Here is a 22,665-nt window from a genome sequence, read left to right as displayed (position 1 = left end):
GACTGTCAATCAGATCGTCCCCGGAAAGTGCCGCCGTCGTGTCACCGAAGTCATTTGGAGGGCACCATGGAGTTCATGATCAGCGGACGAAATCTGACGGTCTCGGACCGATTCCGCGAATACGCCGGCGAGAAGATCTCGAAGATCGAATCGCTTGGGGACAAGGTCCAGAGGGTCGACGCGAAGGTTTCAAAGGAAACAAATGCGCGGCAGACCGGTGACCAGCTCACGGTTGAAGTGACAGTCCTGGGCCGCGGCCCCGTGATCCGTGCCGAAGCAAGCGCCGCAGATAAGTTCGCCGCGTTCGACCTCGCCTACAACAAGCTGCTTGAGCGGCTGCGCAGGGCCAAGGACCGCAAGAAGGTCCATCACGGGCGCCACACGCCGAAGGCCGTACGCGAGGCAACTGCAACACTGGAGCCCGCGAGCTCCAACCAGCCGATCTACGTCGAAGCGAGCAACAACATTCAGGCCGCTCCGGAACCGGCTGAGAAATCGCCGTACGACGTCGAGAACGACATCCCTGCCGGCGACTCGCCGGTGCTGATTCGGCGTAAAGTGTTCCCGGCCGCGTCCCTCACCCTCGACGACGCCGTGGACAACATGGAACTTATCGGTCACGACTTTTACCTTTTCGTGGACAAGGCCACGAACGCACCATCGGTCGTGTACCGCCGCCGCGGCTGGACCTACGGGGTTATCACCCTGGACCACTACTGCGAACCAGGCGAGAACACGCATGAGGAGAAAATCCTGGCGTACCGCTCGGACGATGCGGCCGCAACTGCATAAGATGGAGCCCAGGCAACGAAAGGGCTGACATGGGTGCATCGCTGAGCCTCTCGCAGGCCCGGCGGATCGCATTGGCAGCCCAGGGACTGGACAAAGGACGGCCCGCCGGCCCCGTGACCTCACGGGCGGTGGGCCGGACCTTTGCCCGGATCCAACTCGTCCAGATCGATTCCGTCAACGTTCTGGCCCGGAGCCACTTCCTCCCGTTCTTTTCCAGGCTCGGCGACTACGACCGCTCCATCCTCCAGCAGATGGCAGGCAGGCACCCGCGGCGGATGCTGGAGTACTGGGCCCACGAAGCCAGCTACATCCGCCCGGAACACTTCCTGGACCTGGTGGTGTGGCAGAACCGCAAGTGGATCGGGGCGGCAGGGATGGACCCCGGGCTGCGCTCCGGGGTAACCGGCCGGGTCCTTGATGCGCTCGCCGACGGCAGGCCCATGACTGCCGCCGAACTCACCGCCAGGCTCGGGCACGTTGAAGACCGCCAGCACGTCAACTGGGGCTGGAACTGGAATGCCGTCAAACGGGTTCTGGAGCACCTGTTTGAAGAGGGAGTCGTCTCGTCGGCGTCAAGGACGGACCAGTTTGAACGGCAGTATGCCCTGACCCGCCAGGTTTTGCCCGGGCATGACCTCGACGCGGTACCGGATCCCTCGGCCGCCATGGACCGGCTCATCGATGCTGCGGCGCAGGCCCACGGGATCGGGACCGTGCGGTGTTTCGCTGACTACTTCAGGACTCCGGTCAAGGCAGCCGCGGACTCGGTTCAGCGCCTGGTTGATGCCGGACGCCTGGAACCGGTGACAGTGACAGGTTGGGACCGGGCTGTGTACCGCCACGCCCAGGCGCGGCTGCCGCGCCAGGCAGCCGGCAGGGCGCTGCTCAGCCCCTTCGATTCGCTGGTGTTTGAGCGGCGCAGGCTTGAAGAGCTCTTCGGATTTCATTACCGCATCGAGATCTACACCCCGGTGGCCAAGCGCCGCTTTGGCTACTATGTGCTTCCGTTCCTGCTCCGCGACCGCATTGTCGCCCGGGTGGACCTTAAGGCAGACCGCGCCGCGGGCCTGTTGCTTGCCAAGGCGTGTTTCGGCGAGCCGGACGCTCCGGCGGACACCGCCGTCGAACTCGCAGCGGAGCTGCAGCTGATGGCACGTTGGCTCGGACTGGACGGCATAGCCGTCTCGCCGGTGGGGGATCTTGCTCCCGCGGTCGCGGCCGCCGTCCACGGCTATCCGCTGTGAGGGAACAGGGCAACGTGCCATGCGTCTCTCCCGTAGACTAAATCACGCCAGAATTCGGCAGCATGAGACTGGGAGCAACTTCACGTGGCATCACTAATCGAAAAAATTCTCCGCACAGGTGACAAAAAGCTCCTGAGGCAACTGCGGAACTATGCTGATTCCATTAACGCCCTTGAAGACTCGTTCCAAACCTTTACGGATGCGGAACTGCGCGAAGAAACAGACCGGCTCCGTGCGCGCCACCAGGATGGCGAGAAGCTCGACGACCTCCTGCCGGAAGCTTTCGCCGCCGTGCGCGAGGCGTCCTCGCGCACGCTCGGCATGCGGCACTTCGATGTGCAGCTCATGGGTGGTGCAGCCCTGCACCTGGGCAACATCGCCGAAATGAAGACCGGTGAAGGCAAGACTCTGGTGGCCACTGCTCCGGCCTACCTCAATGCCCTCACCGGAAAAGGCGTGCACGTTGTCACCGTGAACGACTACCTGGCCGAGTACCAGTCTGAGCTCATGGGCCGTGTCTACCGTTTCCTCGGGCTCACCAGCGGCTGCATCCTCGCCAACCAGGACCCGGCTGTCCGCCGCGAGCAGTATTCTGCCGACATCACCTACGGCACGAACAACGAATTCGGCTTCGACTACCTCCGCGACAACATGGCGTGGGACAAGTCAGAGCTGGTGCAGCGCGGCCACAACTTTGCGATCGTCGATGAAGTCGACTCGATCCTCATCGACGAGGCCCGTACGCCGCTGATCATTTCCGGCCCGGCCCAGGGCGACACGAACCGCTGGTACAGCGAGTTCGCCAAGGTTGTCCTGCGCCTGCAGCCGGAGAAGGACTACGAAGTCGACGAGAAGAAGCGCACCGTCGGCGTACTCGAAAGCGGAATCGAGAAGGTTGAGGACTACCTCGGTATCCAGAACCTCTACGAATCCGCCAACACGCCCCTGATCGGTTTCCTCAACAACGCCATCAAGGCCAAGGAACTGTTCAAGCGGGACAAGGATTACGTCATCCTCGACGGCGAGGTCCTCATTGTTGACGAGCACACCGGCCGTATCCTCGCCGGCCGCCGCTACAACGAAGGCATGCACCAGGCGATCGAAGCCAAAGAGGGCGTCGAGATCAAGGCTGAAAACCAGACCCTCGCCACGGTGACGCTGCAGAACTACTTCCGCATGTACGACAAGCTCTCCGGCATGACGGGCACGGCAGAGACCGAAGCCGCCGAATTCATGAGCACGTACAAGCTCGGGGTAGTTGCCATCCCCACGAACCGCGACATGCAGCGGATCGACCAGTCCGACCTGGTGTACAAGAACGAGGTCGTGAAGTTCGAGGCCGTGGTCCGCGACATCGCCGAACGCCACGCGGACGGCCAGCCGGTCCTGGTGGGCACCACGAGCGTCGAAAAGAGCGAGTACCTTTCGCGCCTGCTGGCGAAGGAGGGCATCCGGCACGAGGTTCTCAACGCCAAGAATCACGCCCGTGAAGCCGCCATCGTGGCCCAGGCCGGACGCAAGGGGGCGGTCACTGTCGCCACCAACATGGCTGGCCGCGGCACGGACATCATGCTGGGCGGCAACGCCGAGTTCACCGCCATCGCCGAACTCGCACAGCGGGGACTTGACCCGGAGGAAAACTCGGAGGAGTACGAGGCAGCCTGGGCCGGGGCACTGGAGGCTGCGAAGAAGGCCGTCAAGGACGAGCACGAGGAAGTGCTGGGGCTGGGCGGACTGTATGTGCTGGGAACTGAGCGCCACGAATCCCGCCGCATCGACAACCAGCTCCGCGGCCGCTCGGGCCGCCAGGGCGACCCCGGCGAATCGCGTTTCTACCTTTCGCTGACCGACGACCTCATGCGCCTGTTCAATTCGGGTGCGGCGGAGCGGCTGATGAACAGCTCCGTACCCGACGACGTGGCGCTGGAATCCAAGCTGGTCTCGCGCGCCATTGCCTCGGCCCAGGGGCAGGTCGAGGGCCGGAACGCCGAGCAGCGCAAGAACGTTCTGAAGTACGACGACGTCCTCAACCGCCAGCGCGAAGCCATCTACGGTGACCGCCGCCGGATCCTCGAAGGCGACGACCTTCACGAAAAGGTGCAGTTCTTCCTGGAAGACACCATCAACGCACTGATCGACGAAGCGACCGCCGAAGGCAACGGCGACGACTGGGACTTCGACCAGCTCTGGACCAACCTCAAGACGCTCTACCCCGTCACCGTGACGCCGCACGATGTCATCGACGAGGCCGGCGGCAAGTCGCGCATCACCGTCGAGTTCCTGCGGGAAGAAATCCTGTCGGATGCCAAGTTGGTGTATCAGGCACGGGAGGAGGCGATCGGCTCCGAGAGCATGCGTGAACTCGAGCGGCGTGTTGTGCTCTCCGTCATCGGGCGGAAGTGGCAGGAGCACCTGTACGAGATGGACTATCTCAAGGAGGGCATCGGCCTGCGTGCGATGGCCCAGCGTGATCCGTTGGTGGAGTACCAGCGTGAAGGCTTCACGATGTTCCAGTCCATGATGGAAGCCATCCGGGAGGAGAGCGTCGGCTTCCTCTTCAACCTCGAAGTGGAAGTCACGCCGGCCGAGGACGTTGTGGTGGCCGACGCGGCCGGAGGCCACACTGAACACCACGAGCCGCAGATCCGTGCAGCCGGTCTTGAGGCGCCGGAGAAGCCCGCCCAGCTCCAGTACACCGCGCCCCGGGAAGACGGCGGAGCCGAGACCCGGATCGAAGGCCGCGCTGCAGGCCGTTCGGGCAACCCCGCCAAGGCCGCTTCGCAGGAGCGGCGTGACGGGAAGAAGAAAAAGCGCTAGCCAGCGGATATGACAGGAAAGGACCGGAGCCCGTGCTCCGGTCCTTTCCTGCTTTCGCGTTCAGCCAATCTCCAGGGCGGTCACGCGCCAGACGTTCTTGCTGCGTTCGAGCCGGACGGCGACTGCCCGGACCCGCAGTTCATCAATCACCACCGCGCTGGCCTCGTAAATGTCAGGTGCCACCGCGCACGCGCGGACCGAGCGGACTGATGCGTTGCGGTGGAGCAGCCCCATCTTCCGGGGAGCCCGGGCAGCCACCCGCCGGGTGAGGGCCGCCCTGTGCTGGAGCACGGCCAGGCAGCGCTGGTCCAGCCGCCGCGCCAGTTGGTGGATGGGCCTCGTTCCCGCCAGGACTTCAACGGCGGCCTGGACGGTGGCCCTGGTGATGGCGCATATTTCGCGCTCCTCGCCTCCGGGTGCCGCCGCAGTACGGGCCGGCGCCGCCGGGAGTTGCACAGGAACAGCGCTTCCTGCACGCCTTAGTGGAGTTACTGCAGTCATGATCGGTCCTTCGGTAGTGGCTGGCTTGGGAAAGCCGCGAGACGGGCGGCCTCGGGGTTCGGCGGCGCGGGAGGAAAGCACGCCGGCGCCGCCTACGGCGGCGGTGGGCTAAGGAGCTGGCCCGGGAGAAGGACGTTGGGATCGGCTCCGATAACAGTCCGGTTGGCCTGGTACCAAAGCGGCCAGCGGGCTGCTATTTCCACCTCGGAAGCACCGGGCCCCAGTTCGCGTGCGGCGATGGTCCACAGTGATTCGCCAGCCCGGACGGGTATGTCGCGGCGGGCGCCGGCTGGCTCAGTCATTGCCCTTGCGGGCAAAGAGGTAACGAGGCCGGGTTCCACAACCGGGACGCGCGGCTTCCACTGAGGCTGCAGTTCGCTGCCCATCGCGGCGAATCCTTCGCTGACGCCGGAGTCCTTGGAATGACCTGCGGGCAGGTCCGGCCGCTTGTCAGCCAGAGGTGCCCATGCTGCGGACAGAGACGATCCGTTGCTCGAGGAAAGGGCTGCAGCGGGCAAGGCATCCGCGTGGGCGAGCGGCGCGCCGAGAAGCTGCACGCCAACCGCGGCCATCGCCAGCCTGCGCATGAAAACCGGGGTGAACCGCGCTGTGGCGCGGGCGGCGGCGTTGTACCCGGTCCGTTCCAGGAGCGCCGACGCAAAAGCCGTAACCAGGGACAGCAGCCACCAGGCGATGACGGTCAGTCCGGCAGCGAGGGCCAATAGGCCAAGCAGGTCGTCGAAGAGCAAAGCCTGCTGGTGTGCAGCGGACCGCCCCCAATGATCAACGATCCCTGCCCCGGTGAAAACCAGAAAAGCTCCGAGCCCGAGGATGACAACCGCCAAGGCGGCTTCTGCCCTCACCGGGCGCTGAACCTCTTCCCCCATGACTTCCCCCAACCAATCCATTTGATGCAGTTTGATCAACTTTGATGTGTTTGGCGCTGATGGAGCTAGTTTGCGGCAAGTGTGTTCATGCTGTCTATGGAGATAGGAAAGTTTGTGGATTAATTGACCGTCCTCGTGGGCGCGCCTACGCTATCGCCATGCGATGGAATGCCCTCTTTCAGGATCTTGAGCTGCAGCTTGCCGAGGCCGGGGTTCTGGGCCTGGAGTCGGAGATTGCCGAGCGCTCCCGGGCAGACACGGCTGCCATCGCGCTGGACGAGAGGCTTCGTGGCTCCCTGGGCTGCCACGTTGGCATCCATCTGAGTTCGGGGCCTGTCTTTGCCGGCACGCTCAGTCATGCGGGATCCGAAAGCCTGGTCCTTGACGAAGCGGCACAGCAGGTGCTGGTTCCGTATGCCGCCGTCGGCCATTACACCGGACTCGGCCGGTTCGCGGTGGGCGAGGCATCCCTGGTGCGCCGGAGACTCGGCCTTGCCAGCGCACTGCGGGGCCTGGCGCGGGACAGGGCAGAGCTCACCGTCCTGCTGGCAGGCCGGTCACCGGACGTTCAACTGTGGGGCGTGATTGACAGGGTGGGGCGGGACTTCTTTGACCTTGCCATGACACTGCCCGGCGAAGCGCGCAGGGCTGGCCGGGTTGCCGAGGTGGCGACGGTCCCGTTTCAGGCGCTGGGTGCGCTCCGCTCCAGGCGTGGCGGGGAACTCTGACGGAACGCGCAGGGTATCCACGGCCCGGCCCGGAAGCCGCCCGTGCTCAAACGGACTTGGACTTGGCCTCTTGAATCATGCGGCTTGCCTCGGCGTACCGCTCTTCGATGTATTGCTCGAGCATCTTCTCCTCGACACGCCACTGGCCGCGGCCACCCACCTGGATTGCCTTCAGTTCGCCGCTGCGGACGAGGGCATACGCTGCCGGCGCATTGATCTGAAGCTGCTCGGCTACATCTGCAAGCGTAAGGAATCGGGGCATAGTCCAATTGTGCCACGGTTGGGCGTAAGTGATGCCGTTATCCACAGTTTGATGTTGTTTGCCTGAAACCCTTCCGATTGAGCAGGCATGCCGTAACAATGATCATGACCGGCGTGATGGAAGCGCCCAGGCGTCAAGGGGGAGCAGTACGCATGAGTGCAAGCACGGCGGCCACCGGAGCCCGGCTGAAGAAGCCTTCCTGGAAGGACCCGAGGCTTCTGGTGGGTGTGCTCCTTGTCCTCGCCTCCGTCGTCGGAGTCGTTGCCCTTGTCGGCAGCGCGGACCGCACTACAGAGGTATTTGCGGCCCGTGAGCCGATTGCCGTCGGCCAGAGACTCACTCCTGAAAACATCAGCCGGGTCAAGGTCCGCCTCGGCGACGTCGAAGCGCACTATGTGACGGCGGAGTCAGGTATCCCCGAAGGCCAGGTGGCCGTCCAGCGGATCGCCAAGGACCAGTTGGTTCCCCGTGAAAGTCTGGGCAGTGTCGACGCCCTGGACCGAAAGCCCGTGGCCATCACGGTTCAGGAGGCCTTGCCTGAGCACGCGGTGGCAGGCACCCGGGTGGACGTCTGGGTCTCCCTGCCCGATGCCCGGAACGGATTTGCCGAGCCCAAGCTGCTGCTTCCGGGCGCGGAAATCGCGGAGGTGTCACAAGGATCCACTGCCCTGGGCGCTTCGAAATCCACGGTTCTGATGGTCCTGGTGGGGGACGGGCAGATGGCCTCACTCCTTGGCGCGCAGGCAAACGAGGCCAAAATTTCCGTTGTGTGGAATCCCGGCGGGGCCGCCAAGTGAGCATCCCGGTTGTCACCGTCGGCGGGTCGCAGGAGGACCTGGTTGGCGGGCTGGAGCGGCTGCACGGTCCCGTCACCGTGGTCCGGCGCTGCGCGGAGCTCGCAGAACTGCTGGCCGCCTGCCAGAGTGGGCTGGCCCGGGCGGCCGTTGTTGCCGAGGGCAGTGCGGACCTGACTGCCTCGCTGGTGGACAGGCTCGCCGCCGTGGGCGTAGTCATCATTGCCCTGACCGACAGCCCCGAGGAGCGGTTGAGGCTTCGCGGCATCGGAGTCAGTGCTGCGCCCTCGACCGTTGAGTCCACAGCCCTGGCGGAGAGTATCGCCGAGGCCGTCAGCAGGCTTGCGGGCCCGGGTCCGGCAGGACTGGACCCCGGCGCCGGACCCGGTTTCAGCACGGGTTTCGCAGATGCCGGCGCGGCCCTGCACCCGGAGGCTGTCGACGCCGCACCGGAACAGGCAGTTGTTGGAACCGGCAGGATCATGGCGGTATGGGGTCCGTCCGGCGCGCCCGGCAGAACCCTGGTGGCCGTCAACATCGCAGGGGAGCTGGCATCGCAGGGCAAGTCTGTCCTGCTGGTCGACGCCGACAGCTATGGGGCCAGCGTTGCCGGCGTCCTGGGACTCCTCGACGAGGCGGCGGGTCTGGCACAAGCTTGCAGGCTGGCCGACCAGGGCCTTCTGGACCGGGAGGCACTGCTCCGGGTCGCCGTACCGGTTACTGCCACGGCAGGAACCTTCCGGGTTCTGACCGGCATCACCCGGGCCGACCGCTGGACCGAGCTGCGCGCAGCCGCGCTGGCGCTTGTTTTGGACCGGGCGCGGGAAGTGGCGGACGTCATCGTGGTCGACGCCGGCTTTTGCCTTGAGGCCGACGAGGAGCTGAGCTTCGACACCATGGCGCCGCGGCGCAACGCCGCAACTCTGAGGAGCCTTGAGCTTGCCGATTCTGTCATCGCCGTTGGCTCGGCGGATCCCATTGGTGTTCCCCGCCTGGTCAGGGGGCTGGCGGAACTCGAAGGTTCACTGCCGGGGGTCAGCCCCGAGGTGGTGCTCAACAAGGTGCGGGCCTCGGCTGTGGGCCGTTCTCCAGAACGCCAGCTCCGCGAGGCGTGGGAGCGGTTCGGCCCGTCGGCGGGCATCAAGGCCTTCCTCCCGTGGGACCCGGGCGCAACAGACGCGGCTCTGCTGTCCGGGTCGTTATTGCTGGAATCGGCCCCGGAATCCCGGCTCCGGTCGGCGATCGCCCAATTGGTTTGTGCACCTGTCCAGCAAAAACGCAGATCCTCTGTGTTCTCATCCACAGCAAGGCGCGGGCTGACGGACTAGGCTCACGGTGAGGGCTGCAAGGAAGCAGCCGCAAACTGTGTGATGGAGGCGTGTGTCGATGTCGTCTGGGTCCAGCGTGGAGGATCAGTCCCGTTCAATAGGAGCCGAGGAAGGCTTCTTTGCGGACTACTACGAGCATTTGGCGGAGGAGGACGCACGCGCCTACCCGCACGAGCTGCTGATGGCCCGGGCCGAGACCCACCGCGCAGTGGGTTTTGAACGCCGGCCCGGCAGCGCCAACATCTCCATCGTTCCCGAGGGCGACCGCAGCGTTGTCTACATCGTCACCGATGACATGCCTTTCCTGGTGGATTCAGTCAACGCCGAACTGGTACGGCAGAATTCGGCAATCCACCTCGTGCAGCACCCCATGTTCGTGGTCACACGCAACCGCGACACCAACGAACTCGTCAAGGTGGACAGGGTCCCGTCCAGCATCGGCATTTCCAGCGGCGACACCGCGGCGCTGCCCGTCCTGTCCCACCTGATTGCACAGGGCGACAACGCGTCCCACATGGAGTCCTGGATTGCCGTCGAGATCGGCCGCGCCAGTGATGAAGCCGCTGAGCAGCTGCAGCAAGGGCTGGAGCGGGTCCTTGGAGACGTCAGGGCTGCTGTCGAAGACTGGCCGAAAATGCGCAACAAGGCACTGCAGATCGCCCGGGACCTGGATAAGGTAGCGCATCCGACCCAGATCGCAGAGCTGCGCCAGGCCCAGGATTTGCTTCGCTGGCTGGACGAAGGCAATTTCACGTTCCTTGGCTACCGGGAATATGACCTGGTCAACGAAGACGGCGAGGATGTCCTGGAGCTGCGTGAGGACAGTGGCCTGGGTCTGCTGCGGGCGCACCACGACACCCATCAGGTGCAGCATCTCACCGACGCAGGCAGGCGCAAGGCCCGTGAAAAGCGTGCTCTGGTCATCACCAAGGCAAATTCCCGCTCAACGGTGCACCGCCCGGCGTACCTGGACTACATCGGCGTGAAAAGCTTTGATGCTGCGGGCAACGTCAACGGTGAACAGCGTTTCATCGGACTGTTTGCCACCAGCGCCTACACCGATTCCGTGCGCAATATTCCGATAGTCCGGGAAAAGGTCGAGGCCGTGCTGCGCGGCGCCGGTTTTCCGCCGGACTCGCACTCCGGGAAGGACCTGCTGGGCATCCTGGAAACGTACCCCCGCGACGAGCTTTTCCAAATCGAAATTCCCGACCTCGCCGCAACGGCAACGGGAATCCAGCGGCTGCAGGAACGGCGCCGTACCCGGCTCTTCCTCCGGCCGGATATCTACGGACGGTTTATGTCCGCCGTCGTCTACCTCCCCCGCGACCGGTACACCACCAACGTCAGGCTGAGGATTGAGCAGGAACTCCGCGAGACGTTCCACGCCGAGTCCATTGACTATGAAGCGCGGATGACGGAATCGGCGCTCGCCCGCCTGTTCTTCCGGATCCGCCTGCCCAAGGGCGCGGACGTCAGCCACATCAACACCGATGCGTTGGAGAAGCGGCTGGTCCGGGCCGCCCGGTCCTGGAGCGAAGGGATCGCCGAGGTGCTCCGCGAACGGAGCGCCGACGACGGCGCCAATGAGCTGGCAGCCATTTGGGCCGAGGCCTTCCCGGCGACCTACCGCGTCGACTACGAGATCGAGGATGCCCTCGAGGACATCGCCCGGTTTGAACAGTACGGGGCCGCGGCCGAACGCGAGGTTGGTGCCCGGCAGGAACGGCCGGGAGTCCATGTCTACCTCCCGGAAGGCGCAGGCGCCACCCTGGAGGAGGACGCCAGGGTCAAGCTGTACATGCTGGAGCCGAAGAGCCTGAGCCAGATCCTTCCCTACTTCCATAACCTGGGCCTGGAGGTGCTGGACGAGCGGCCGTTCGAGATCGAGACCGCCGACCGCCGGGACTTTTTCCTGTATGACCTTGGCCTGAAATATCCGGCCGGCGTGGATCCGGTGTCCACCGGGCAACTGCTGGCGGATTCGTTCGGGGCAGCCGTTTCGGGAGCCGTTGAATCCGACAGCTTCGACCGGCTCGTGCTGCGCGAGGGCATGACGTGGCGGCAGATCATCGTGCTCCGGGCCTACGCCAAATACATGCGGCAGATGGGCAACACCAACTCCTTCGAATTCATGGCGGACACGCTGCTGTCCAACCCCGATGTGACCCGCGGGCTCAGTGCCCTGTTTGAGGCACGTTTCGATCCGGCGCTGACCGAGCTCGAGCGGACCGAACGGCAGGCAAAAGTCCGCGCCGAGCTGTCGGCGTCGATCGAAGCGGTGGCGACGCTGGATGCGGACCGCGTCCTCCGGACGTTCACCAACCTGATCGAATCAACGCTGCGCACCAACTTCTATCAGGACAAGCCGCACCTGAGCTTCAAACTCAACCCCGCAACCATCGAAGGGCTGCCTTTCCCGCGGCCGATGTTCGAAATCTGGGTCTACTCTCCCCGGGTCGAGGGCGTTCACCTGCGCTTCGGCAAGGTGGCCCGCGGCGGGCTCCGCTGGTCGGACCGGCGGGAAGACTTCCGCACCGAGATCCTGGGCCTGGTCAAGGCGCAGACGGTCAAGAATGCCGTGATCGTTCCAACAGGCGCAAAGGGCGGGTTCTTTGCCAAGCGGCTGCCGGATCCCGCCAAGGACAGGTCGGCCTGGATGGCGGAGGGCGTCGAAAGCTACAAGACGTTTATCCGCGGACTGCTGGACATCACGGACAACCTCGTGACAGGAGCCGACGGCGAACGGCTCGTCCCGCCGTCGGACGTTGTACGGCACGACGGCGACGACTCATACCTGGTGGTCGCAGCGGACAAGGGCACGGCATCCTTCTCTGACATCGCGAACGGATTGGCCGCGGACTACGGATTCTGGCTGGGCGACGCCTTCGCCTCCGGCGGTTCCGTGGGATACGACCACAAGGCCATGGGCATCACCGCGCGGGGTGCCTGGGAGTCGGTCAAGCGGCACTTCAGCGAGCTGGACCTGGACACCCAGTCCGAGCCCTTCACCGTGGTCGGCGTCGGCGACATGTCCGGGGACGTCTTCGGCAACGGAATGCTCCTGTCCAAGCACATCCGGCTGCTCGCAGCATTCGACCACCGGCACATTTTCCTCGATCCGAACCCAGACGAGGCGACCTCCTACACGGAGCGGCAGCGGTTGTTCGAGCTGCCCCGGTCGTCCTGGGATGACTACGACAAGAGCCTGATCAGTGAGGGCGGCGGGGTCTACCCGAGGCAGGCCAAGTCGATCCCGGTCTCGGCTCAGGTCCGGTCCGCGCTGGGCCTGCCCGAAGACACGACGCAGCTCAGCCCGCCCGAACTCCTGCGCGCCATCCTGCTCGCACCCGCCGACCTGCTTTACAACGGCGGCATCGGAACCTACGTGAAGGCCAGTTCCGAGACTCACGCCATGGTGGGCGACAAGTCCAACGATGCCATCCGAGTGGACGGCCGCGACCTTCGCGTCAAGGTAGTGGGGGAGGGCGGAAACCTCGGCATGACACAGCGGGGCCGTATCGAGGCGGCGCTGCAGGGAGTCATCCTGAACACGGATGCCATCGACAACTCCGCCGGCGTCGACTGCTCCGACCACGAGGTCAACATCAAGATCTTCGTGGACCGGATGGTGGCCGCCGGCAAGTTCGACGCCGCCGAGCGCTCGGACTTCCTTGCGGCGATGACCGACGAGGTGGGACGGCTGGTTCTGGAAGACAACATCGACCAGAACATCCTGCTCCTGAACGACCGCCAGAAGGTCGCCGAATGGAGCCCAAGCTACGAGCGGCTGATGGACTGGCTGGAGAAGACGGCGGACCTGAACCGGGACCTGGAGGCACTGCCCTCCACCGTTGTCCTGCGTGAACGGCTGGAACAGGGGCAGGGCCTCACGTCACCTGAACTGTCCGTGCTGGCGGCCTACGCCAAGATCGAACTGGCGACCGCCCTGCGCGACAGCGACCTGGCCGACGACCCCTGGTTCCGCGGGACGCTTCGGCAGTATTTCCCGGTGCAGCTCCGGGAGAAATTCGACGCCGAACTGGACACCCATCCGCTGCGCCGGGAAATCATCGCAACAGTTGTGGCCAACGACATGATCAACCTGGGTGGCATCACCTTTGCCTTCCGGACCATGGAGGAGACCTCTGCGAGCGAGGTGGCCGTGGCCAAGGCGTTCGTGGCGCTGCGGGAGATCTACGAACTCGACGTCATGGTGTCCGAGCTCAACGACCTGCCTGCGTCGTTCCCCACCGAGCACTGGAGCACAGTCCACCTCGACATCCGGCGGCTGCTGGACCGCTCGGTGCGCTGGGTCCTGGCCCAGGGCAGCGCGTCGCGGCCCATCGCTGACATCGTCGCCGAGTTCCAGCCCCCGATGGAACCCATGCGGGCCCGGCTGCTGGACTACCTGCGCGGTGACGACCGCGAGCGGGTTGCCTCCTGGCTTGAGAAGGCGCGCTCGTGGGGCCTGCCCGAGGACCTGGGCCACCGGTGGGCCGAGCTGTTCGAGAGCTTTGTGCTGCTGGACATCGCAAAAATTGCTCACAGCCGCAAGGAACGGGTGGAGGACATCGCCCACGTCTACTACACGGTGTTCAACCGGTTCCACGTGGACTCCCTCCTGGAGCGGATCAGTTCCCTGCCGCGCAGGGACCGCTGGCAGGCCCTGGCCCGTGCCGCGCTGCGTGACGACCTTTACTCCACCGTCTCAGACATGACGACGGCGGTCCTGGACTCGACCGAGGAGGGGTCGCCGGCGGAGGACAGGCTCAAGGCCTGGGAACAGCTGAATGCGGAACATCTGGGCCGTGCGAAGAGCATGTTCGATGAGGTCAACGCCCTCGAAGCGGACGACATGGCCTCGCTCTCGGTAGCATTGAGGCTCTTGAGGTCAATCGTCCGACGGTAGGACACCGGTCCCGCCGTCGAAAAACTGGAGGTGCAGTGGCAATCTTTACGGACCCCATCAGGGAGCACGCTGATTTCGGGCCGGGGGATGCCGAGTGGCTGCACCTTCTGGTGGGCGACTGGCAGATGGTGGCCGACCTCGCGTTTGCCGACCTGGCCCTGTGGTTTCCCCACCCGGAGTACGGCTACGTGGCCCTGGCACACGTCAGGCCCTCCACGACACATACGGTGTTCCACGCCGACTTCGTCGGGGAGGGCATCCGGTCGGACCTGCGGCCGCTGGTGGACAAGGCGTGGGAGAGCCGCACCATCGAGCGTTCCAGTGAGACGAACTGGAGCAGCGACATGGCACTGCGGGTTGAAGCCGTACCGATGGTCAGGAACGGCCGGACCCTGGCGGTGGTTACCTCTCACATGGACCTGTCCAGCTCGCGGATGCCGTCCAGGCTGGAGTTGACCTACCGCCAGTGTGCCTATGACCTGTTGCGCATGGGCACACTGGGGCTCTGGCCGGACTTCGCCTCACCGACGGGGTCCCGCCGGGGCGCCCCGCGCGTTGGCGACGGCCTGATCCGCCTCGACGCCGAGGGCATCGTGCAGTACGCCAGCCCGAACGGGGTCTCGGCCTTCCGGCGCCTTGGCGACGGTGAATCACTGGAGGGGCGCTCGCTGGCCGAGGTCACAGCGGGCCTGCTGAAGGACCGCCGCATGGTGGACGAGACCCTGCCGCTGGTTGTCACCGGGCGGATGCCGTGGCGCAGCGAGATTGAATCCCGCGGCGTAAGCCTGTCGCTGCGCGCCATCCCGCTCCGCGACGAGCAGCAGCGCTTCGGCGCGCTGGTACTCTGCCGTGACGTGTCCGAACTGCGACGCCGCGAGATGGAGCTGGTCACGAAGGATGCCACCATCCGTGAAATCCACCACCGGGTCAAGAACAATCTGCAGACCGTTGCCGCGCTGCTGCGCATGCAGTCCCGCCGAATGGTCAGCGACGAGGCAAAGCAGGGGCTGGAACAGGCCATGCGCCGCGTCGCAACGATTGCCCTCGTGCACGAGACGCTCTCGCAGGGGCTGACCCAGAGCGTTGACTTTGATGAACTCATCGGGCGCCAGTTCCGCCTTTCCGCGGAAGTGGCGTCACCGTCACAGCAGGTGCGGACGCAGCGGTCGGGGTTGTTCGGTGACCTTCCCAGCGACTTCGCGACGCCGCTGGCACTGGTGATCAACGAGCTCGTCACCAACGCTGTTGAGCACGGGCTGGAGGGACGGACGGGCACAGTGTGGCTGCTCGCTGACCGTTCGGCCGGCGACGACGGCGAGGAACTGCTCACTGTCACCGTGGCGGACGACGGCGTTGGCCTGCCTGAGACGCCGCATGTGGAGGGCCTCGGGCTTCAGATTGTCCGGACGCTGGTCACGAGCGAACTCGGCGGCACCATCCAGTGGCAGCCCCGCGAGGGCGGCGGCACTGCGGTGCAGATTGTGCTGAGCCTGGCCAACCGTTAATAACAAAGGCGACGGCAACAACAAAGGCGGCGGCCGCGGACCTTGGGTCCGCGGCCGCCGCCTTTTGTTTTGGTGCGTTTACTGCCGTGAGGCCGCGTCAGGAAGCGCGGCGGGCCCTGGCGGCCCGGCGCTTCAGTGCACGGCGCTCGTCCTCGCTCATGCCGCCCCACACGCCGGCATCCTGTCCGGACTCCAGCGCCCACTGCAGGCAGGTGTCAACGACCGGGCACCGGCGGCAGACGCTCTTGGCTTCTTCGATCTGCAAAAGCGCGGGGCCGGTGTTGCCCACTGGGAAAAATAGCTCCGGGTCCTTGTCGAGGCAGGCCGCGCGGTTACGCCAATCCATGCTGATCAGTCACTCCATTCCTGGGAAGTCAATACCCTTTGTGAAAATATTCACTAGGGCTTACATAGGAAAGGGGCCCTGCAGGGCCCCCTTGGTCATCTGGATCAAGCGTTTCATGTTAACGCTGTGTAAACAAGGGGTAGTGGACCACGAAATCCCCAAGAAACGTGAGCGATGCATCACATCGGCGGGCAGCCCCGCCGTGTGTCGACTATCTCGGGTAGTGTGCCAGTGTGTCAAGACCCCCAAAAGACCCGTCCGGCCCGCTCGCTGACGCCGGAGACAGTGGAATGCCGGAGGGCCGGGGCCCAGCCGGAACAACGCCTTCGAGCGCCGTCCGTCCCCGCGCCGTCGCCGTGATCTCCGGGATTGTGGCCGCCGAGGCCACGGCACTGCTGGCCGCGGCAGCCTGGTACGGATTCCAGCTGGCCAGTGGGGCGCCGGTGATGTCCTTTTGGGGCGCCGTTTTCACGCTCGGCCTGCTGCTGGCCTTTGCATCGTGGCTGTTTGCCGTTGCCGTGTTCCTGTTCCGGGGCTTCCGCTGGCCGCGGGCCGGTGCACTGGTGGCTCAGCTGTTCGTGCTGACCATTGGCTTCCCCACGCTCACTGGCGGACTCCCCGTGGCCGGCGCCGCGATGCTGATCCCGGCCGCCACAGCGATCGTCCTGCTGTTCGACAAACGCGTGATTCGCTTCGCGTCCCGCGCCGCTTCCGAACCGCCGGCACTCTAGAGCCTCCCGGCATCTTCGGCCACTGCAAGCTGGACGGGCATTGCCGTGCCGTCCGCCACGAGCAGGGCGCGGCCCGGCGGGGGATGGGAATCCAGCTCAATCCGCACTCCAAAGATGTCGCCGTCAAGTGGACTGCGGGGCGCAATAAGGATGCCCCTGCCGCCACTGCGGGCAGCTAGCGCGAGCGGGACACGCTGCAACAACGACGGGCTGAATGCGGCTGAGAAAATTACCGCCCAGCCGCGGGTGTTCAGCTCCACGAGCTGCTGGTGGCAGGTGGCAGGCAGCATGTCGGCATCGTCGACGAGGAGTACGGCGTCCCCCGGCAGGCGTCCCTCCACGGCATCGCGGTGGACCTCTGTCCAAAAGCCGGCCGGACCGGGCTCCGGGCCGGGGTGCAGCCACCCGGACACCGACGGGTTGAGCGCAGGCAACGATGCCAGGAACGATGACTTGCCCGAACCAACGTTGCCCAGCACGGCAACGACCGCGCCTCGTGGCAGGCGCATAGCGGCAGGCGCGGGTTCGTCCCCGCCCAGGCCGACGACCAATCGCCGGGCGGCTGTGTGCACCGGGCGCGGCGCACCGGGGTCTGCTCCGTGCACTGGTGCGTGTATGCCAGGGGTGCCTGAACCAGGGACATCGGAAGCGGGGGTGTCTGAAGTAGGGGTGTCTGAAGCCCGGCTGCCGGAATCCGGTTCGGTCCCGGGCACGCGGGACAGTACGTCTGCGACGGAAAGCTGCACCGGAAGGGGATCCACACGGAAGGGCTTGACCCGCGCGGGCCCCTCCGGCGCTTCGACGGGGGCCATGGCGCTTCCGGGACCGCGCCCGGCTCCAGGGCCATAGAGCTGGCAGACCGCCTGGCGCCCGGCGGACAAGGCGCCAGACGCGACGGCGCGGCCCGGAACCGGGGGAAGGTCTGGCATTGTGGGCCAGGCCAGCCTGCTCTCGGCGCTGGTGCCCCGCGGGCAGTAAATGCGGTTGGGTATGGACGGAAAGAACCGCGACGTCACGAGTTCGCGGTCGCCGGAGAACACCACGGTGATTCCGGCGGGGCGGCCGTCCCGGACGATGTCCTGGACATGGTCTTCGGCGCGGGTCAGGGGGCCGGAGCGGAGGGCCGACTGCCAGGAACCCCAGCCTGAAATGGCCAGTACCAGTGGCACGCCGCAGGCTGCCGGTAGCCGGCTGAGCCGCTGGGACATTTCGGCCGCCAGGCGTTCCAGAACACGCACGCCGCGGCGGAGGTCGTGGAGGTGTACAAAGGATCCGGTGCGGTGGGCGCCCGCCAAACCAGTCAAGGACCCGTCCGCATCGAGGATGTAGAAGTGGCATTCCGTGGGATGGGATAGGAGCTGTCCCATTGCCGTTGACATGGCGTGGGCAGCATCGCGGGATCCCGCGCCGATCAGGGCCAGATGACCATCGGCTCCGGGCCGCCAGGTGAGAGCGGCAAGCCGCTGCTCCTCGGGCAGGTCCAGCAATCCCAGCCCTACGGTCCAGTCGCCGGCCGTTCCCGGCCCCATGCCCGTGGAATCAGTGCCTGCGGGGGCGGGGCCATCGGCGGTAAGCGCGGCCACGTCAGACGGGCTCGCCAGCACGTCAGGCAACGGTGGAGCCACCGGACGGCGCGCCGCGGAACCGTCCATCCCGGCCCACAGGGAGGCAGCCAGCTCCACGACCGGCCGGGCTCCGAGCGCGGGGTTTGCCGGCCGAAGGCTGACGCCGTTGAGAGCAGGCGGCATGGCGAGCGCCACGACGGTCTCCAAAACCCTGACGCGGCAGGACGCAGAATCGTCCTCGGTGGCGGCAACTGACGCCGACTGGAACTCCTCGGCAGCCTCGGCACCCCTGGCCAGGTAGGCGCGGCCGGGCCGGTTGACGGGTATGCCCGAGGCCGCAGTCGTGCCGATCACATCCGCAGATTCGTGCGCGGACTGCACACGCAGGGCGATGCTCGTTGTGACGTTCGCGCGGATGTCCGCCGTGAGAGCTCCCTGCGGGCGCTGGGTCGCCATGATCAGGTGGATGCCCAGTGACCGGCCAATGGCGGCAACCCTCATCAGCTCGGCCAGGGTCTCAGGGGCGTCCTCGACGAGCATCCGGAACTCATCAATGATGAGGACCAGCTGGGGGAGCGGCGGTCTGCCGGCCGGGGACAGTCGATAGGCGGCCAAGTCCGGGGCACTGGCAGCGGCGAGCAGCTCCTCACGCCTGCGTACTTCTGCCCGCAGTGACACAATCGTGCGTTCCAGCTGGCTGCTGGCAAGGTCCGTCAGCATGCCGACGCAGTGCGGGATGCCAGTCAGCGGCCCGAGCCCCGAGCCGCCCTTGAAATCGAAAAAGAGGACATTAACGCGGTCCGGCGGATAGCACAGAGCGAGCCCGGCCGTAATGGTGCGAAGCAGCTCCGACTTCCCGGAACCTGTGGTGCCCGCAACGAGGACGTGCGGGCCATCTGCCTCAAGGTCGAGGATGCGCACTCCCCGGGCTGCGCGGCCCAGGGGGATGGCCAAGCCTGGCTTCAGCCTGCCTGCCGCCCAGCGCTTGGCCGTCGCAGCGGCCGACTGGTCAAGGAGATCGCCCAGTCCGCAGCGTGCCGGAACGGATCGCCCGCCGGCCGATACGTCAGGGAGCGACTGCCGGTACGCCCGGCAGTAGCGGTCGAAAACGCCGGAGGGCACGAGGTCTGCAACAAAGCGGTGACATGAACCGCGCGCCCGAAGTAGTGCCCCGCGCTCGCCGAGCTCAATATCGGTTTCCGCTGGCAGCTGTCCCCGGCCCGGCAGATGGACCACCCGCCAGCCAAGACCACATGCGGTCGGGATGATGCCGGCTTCGGGGGCGCCGTCTGCCGTGTCGCCGAACAGCAGCAGGATGCGGGGCCCGCCGTTCCCGCCGGACGTCTCCGTCAGGGCCGCCAGGGTGTCAGCCATCCTTGAATGGAGGGAGACCCCTGGCAGAAACCGCGCTGCGAGCGGAAGGACGGAAGCCGGTCCGTGAACCGCGATCCGGGTCCCCCTGGCCAGCGGATATCCCGTGAGCTGCATGAGGATCGAGCGGGCCAGGCCGTGAACCTCTGAGTCCGGCCCACGGACCGAAACGACCGCAAGGCCCGGGTCGAGCAGCAGCGGCACCGCCCCGAGCCCAGGGGGTATGAATCCCGGCTGGTCCGGCTCCAGGCGTATGTTGGCCGGTTGATCGGCCAGGCCGAGTCTGAGCCAGACGCCGGGCCCGGGCATCGGCGCCGGATTTTCCGTGCACTCTGACCGCTCCCGTCCGGTCTCCCGGACGGGAGCGGCAGGGCTCGGTCCGGGAACCCAGGCGCCCAGCGCAAGGACAGCAGCGGACGGCGCGGACCGCCGCCGTCGTTGCAGATCCTGCGCCGCTGCCGCCGCGACTGCCGATCTGAGTTCACGGCGCTGCCGTGCGCCCAAGACCAGTGGGACAAGGAGCGTCACGGCCGATACCGCCGTGAAGGCCAGAAACATCCACGACCCCGTCACCAGCGCCAGCCCCACACCCATGACCACGGGCAGAACGGCCCCGAGAACCAGCACTGACCGGCCCGCCGGCGCGGCCGGGCGCGACACGGTCAGTGGCTCCGCCACGGAACTGCCGGCAAACCCCAAGTCAGCCTCCCGCGCGTCCGACGGTGCAGCCAGCACAACAGACATGGAGGAATTGCCGCAGCGGATGCGGGAACCGATCGCGACGGCCGTTTTTGATACCCGTTTGCCGTCCACCTCAGTTCCATTGATGCTGCCAAGATCCACAAGGGTCAGGGCTGTATCCGAAACCTCAATTCTGGCGTGCTCGCGGGAAAGATCGGCATCCGGAACGGTCAGCTCGGCGTTGGTCCGGCCGATCCGGTAGCTTCCCCGGCTCAGGGGAAGAACAGAACCTGCTGCGGGGCCGCTGTCCACCGTGAGGAGCATGGCGGCGGGCAGTTCGCCGGCAGTTCCCGGCCCGGAACCAGGGCCGTTGGCGGGGCCGTCCACCAGGACAGCCCCGTTGACCAGGGGCGCCCTGCCGAGGGTCAGCCCTTTGAGCGGCAGGCCGGCCACAGTCAGTCCGCGCGTCTGGAAGCGGCGCGAAATCTCTGCCTCCAGGTCCGTGCCCGGGCAGCCGTCCGGGGCCGCAACCGTCAGCTCGACCGGCCCGGCCGGGGAACCGGACCCGGCAGAAACGGCGCCGGGGGCGCGGACCAGGGTGCATTGCAGTTGCACCGGCGACCTCCGTTCCTCGGGAAAACGTGGGCACCACGCTAGTGTCGGCGCGGCCGGAATGGACGCGGTGAATTTGTCCATGTGGAAAACTCCGCCCGCTCCTCCGGGCTGCAGAGCACGGCTACGCCGACGAGGTCGCGGAATCGGCGTAAGGTCCGGTCAGCGGATAGTGTTAAGCAAAACCGGGTGTGGCAGCGTGGCTGCCGCCTGCCAGTCCTGAGAGAAAAGGCTTCTGACTCGTGAAGATTGCTGTAATTGCGTTGGGAAAGATCGGGCTGCCGCTGGCCGTCCAGTTTGCTTCCAAGGGCCATGACGTCGTCGGCGTCGACGTCAACCAGCAGGTCGTGGAGCTGATCAACGCGGGGACCGAGCCGTTTCCGGGCGAGGCCCACCTGCAGGAGAAACTTTCCGAACTGGTGCCGGCGGGCAAACTGCGCGCCACCACGGACTATGCCGAGGCTGTTCCCGGCGCCGACGCCGTCGTACTGGTTGTCCCGCTGTTCGTGGACGCTGACGCCAAGCCTGATTTCGGCTGGATGGACGGCGCAACCGCTGAGCTGGCCAAGCACCTGACCCCGGGCACCCTGGTTTCCTATGAGACAACCCTGCCGGTGGGGACCACGCGTACGCGCTGGAAGCCTGCACTGGAGGCAGGCTCCGGGCTGGTTGAAGGCCAGGACTTCCACCTCGTCTTCTCCCCGGAACGCGTGCTGACCGGGCGGGTGTTCGAGGATCTGCGCAAGTACCCCAAGCTGGTGGGCGGCCTGTCCGAGGCGGGCGCAGCCAAGGCCGTCGAGTTTTACGAAGCCGTGCTGGACTTCGACGAGCGTGCTGACCTTCGCCGGCCGAACGGTGTGTGGGATCTGGGATCCGCGGAAGCGTCCGAGCTGGCCAAGCTGGCCGAGACCACGTACCGCGACGTGAATATCGGGCTGGCCAACCAGTTCGCCCGGTTCGCCGGAACCGCGGGCATTGACATCTACCAGGTCATCGAGGCCTCCAATTCGCAGCCGTACAGCCACATCCACCAGCCGGGCATCGCCGTCGGCGGCCACTGCATCCCGGTCTATCCGCGCCTGTACCTCTGGAACGACCCCGAGGCGACGGTGGTCCGGGCAGCCCGTGCCGCCAACGCAGATATGCCGGACTACACGGTTGGCCTCCTTGAAGGCGCATACGGCGACCTCACCGATGCCCGTGTGGTGGTGCTGGGCGCCGCCTACCGCGGCGGTGTGAAGGAGACTGCCTTCTCCGGCGTTTTCGACGCCGTTGCCAGCCTTGAGAAGCGCGGCGCCGCGGTGACGGTCCACGATCCGCTCTACACGGACGCCGAACTCGAGAAGCTCGGCTTCAGCGCGTACCACGTTGGCGAACCCGTCGACGCGGCCATCGTCCAGGCCGACCACGCCGAATACCGCACGCTGTCCCCGGCTGACCTCCCCGGCATCAAGGCCTTCATTGACGGCCGCCGGGTGAGCTCCGCAGACCAGTGGGACGGCGTCGTTTACCGCGTTATCGGCAAGGCCTGAGAGCGCTTCGCGGCAGCCTTTGCCGCTGCGGCCGGCCGCAGCGGCACTTCTGAGAGG

Annotated in this window: 15 protein-coding genes; 10 read left to right on the top strand and 5 right to left on the bottom strand. The window is 66.0% G+C overall.

All coding sequences use genetic code 11. From position 1 onward, the window contains the following. Positions 1–66 precede the first annotated feature (66 nt). From raiA to secA, 3 genes are all read left to right on the top strand, one after another. Positions 67–792 (top strand): ribosome-associated translation inhibitor RaiA, encoded by a 726-nt coding sequence (raiA, locus tag ABRP34_RS06195; protein WP_003804978.1) that lies wholly within the window; start codon positions 67–69, stop codon positions 790–792. 29 nt (positions 793–821) lie between these two features. Further along, positions 822–2,036 carry a crosslink repair DNA glycosylase YcaQ family protein gene (locus ABRP34_RS06190; RefSeq protein WP_353712599.1) on the top strand — a complete coding sequence of 405 codons (1,215 nt, stop codon included), beginning with the start codon at positions 822–824 and terminating at the stop codon, positions 2,034–2,036. 84 nt (positions 2,037–2,120) lie between these two features. Next, entirely contained in the window at positions 2,121–4,853 is a 2,733-nt protein-coding gene (gene secA / locus ABRP34_RS06185) for a preprotein translocase subunit SecA (RefSeq protein WP_003804975.1), read from the top strand. 60 nt (positions 4,854–4,913) lie between these two features. Here secA and ABRP34_RS06180 read toward each other — a convergent pair whose 3' ends face one another. Both ABRP34_RS06180 and ABRP34_RS06175 read right to left on the bottom strand, forming a co-directional pair. Then, on the bottom strand, positions 4,914–5,309 hold the full coding sequence (locus ABRP34_RS06180) for an Rv3235 family protein (RefSeq protein WP_353712598.1): 396 nt from the start codon (positions 5,307–5,309) through the stop codon (positions 4,914–4,916). Between the two features lie 137 nt (positions 5,310–5,446). Next, positions 5,447–6,241, bottom strand: coding sequence for a hypothetical protein (locus tag ABRP34_RS06175; protein ID WP_353712597.1), 795 nt, complete (start codon positions 6,239–6,241; stop codon positions 5,447–5,449). Between the two features lie 158 nt (positions 6,242–6,399). Between ABRP34_RS06175 and ABRP34_RS06170 the strand changes: the two genes are divergently transcribed. Beyond that, on the top strand, positions 6,400–6,969 hold the full coding sequence (locus ABRP34_RS06170) for a hypothetical protein (protein ID WP_353712596.1): 570 nt from the start codon (positions 6,400–6,402) through the stop codon (positions 6,967–6,969). A gap of 46 nt (positions 6,970–7,015) precedes the next feature. Here ABRP34_RS06170 and ABRP34_RS06165 read toward each other — a convergent pair whose 3' ends face one another. Further along, positions 7,016–7,231, bottom strand: coding sequence for a helix-turn-helix domain-containing protein (locus ABRP34_RS06165; RefSeq protein WP_043419585.1), 216 nt, complete (start codon positions 7,229–7,231; stop codon positions 7,016–7,018). Between the two features lie 152 nt (positions 7,232–7,383). Between ABRP34_RS06165 and ABRP34_RS06160 the strand changes: the two genes are divergently transcribed. From ABRP34_RS06160 to ABRP34_RS06145, 4 genes are read left to right on the top strand one after another with little or no spacing between them, the layout of a single operon-like run. Beyond that, positions 7,384–8,028, top strand: coding sequence for an SAF domain-containing protein (locus ABRP34_RS06160; protein ID WP_353712595.1), 645 nt, complete (start codon positions 7,384–7,386; stop codon positions 8,026–8,028). Next, positions 8,025–9,353 carry a chromosome partitioning protein gene (locus ABRP34_RS06155; protein ID WP_353712594.1) on the top strand — a complete coding sequence of 443 codons (1,329 nt, stop codon included), beginning with the start codon at positions 8,025–8,027 and terminating at the stop codon, positions 9,351–9,353. Before ABRP34_RS06160 ends, ABRP34_RS06155 begins: the two co-directional genes overlap by 4 nt. Before the next feature lie 58 nt (positions 9,354–9,411). Then, positions 9,412–14,265 carry an NAD-glutamate dehydrogenase gene (locus ABRP34_RS06150; RefSeq protein WP_353712593.1) on the top strand — a complete coding sequence of 1,618 codons (4,854 nt, stop codon included), beginning with the start codon at positions 9,412–9,414 and terminating at the stop codon, positions 14,263–14,265. A gap of 35 nt (positions 14,266–14,300) precedes the next feature. Further along, the gene (locus tag ABRP34_RS06145; protein ID WP_353712592.1) at positions 14,301–15,770 is read left to right on the top strand and encodes a PAS domain-containing sensor histidine kinase; all 1,470 of its coding nucleotides are present in this window, start codon (positions 14,301–14,303) and stop codon (positions 15,768–15,770) included. A gap of 97 nt (positions 15,771–15,867) precedes the next feature. On the opposite strand, the gene ABRP34_RS06140 is transcribed toward ABRP34_RS06145, so the two are convergent. Further along, entirely contained in the window at positions 15,868–16,116 is a 249-nt protein-coding gene (locus ABRP34_RS06140; protein ID WP_003804966.1) for a WhiB family transcriptional regulator, read from the bottom strand. Between the two features lie 290 nt (positions 16,117–16,406). Between ABRP34_RS06140 and ABRP34_RS06135 the strand changes: the two genes are divergently transcribed. Next, the gene (locus ABRP34_RS06135; protein WP_353713314.1) at positions 16,407–16,847 is read left to right on the top strand and encodes a hypothetical protein; all 441 of its coding nucleotides are present in this window, start codon (positions 16,407–16,409) and stop codon (positions 16,845–16,847) included. Here ABRP34_RS06135 and ABRP34_RS06130 read toward each other — a convergent pair. Next, positions 16,844–21,079, bottom strand: a complete 4,236-nt coding sequence (locus tag ABRP34_RS06130) for an FtsK/SpoIIIE domain-containing protein (protein WP_353712591.1) — start codon at positions 21,077–21,079, stop codon at positions 16,844–16,846. The two genes, ABRP34_RS06135 and ABRP34_RS06130, sit on opposite strands and share 4 nt — an antisense overlap. Before the next feature lie 239 nt (positions 21,080–21,318). Between ABRP34_RS06130 and ABRP34_RS06125 the strand changes: the two genes are divergently transcribed. Beyond that, positions 21,319–22,608: a nucleotide sugar dehydrogenase gene (locus ABRP34_RS06125; protein WP_003804956.1), complete on the top strand. Its 1,290-nt coding sequence runs from the start codon at positions 21,319–21,321 to the stop codon at positions 22,606–22,608. Positions 22,609–22,665: the final 57 nt, after the last annotated feature.

The sequence above is a fragment of the Arthrobacter sp. K5 genome (assembly GCF_040448525.1).
Taxonomy (GTDB): Bacteria; Actinomycetota; Actinomycetes; order Actinomycetales; family Micrococcaceae; genus Arthrobacter; species Arthrobacter globiformis.
This window is presented reverse-complemented; position numbering and strand designations above follow the sequence as displayed.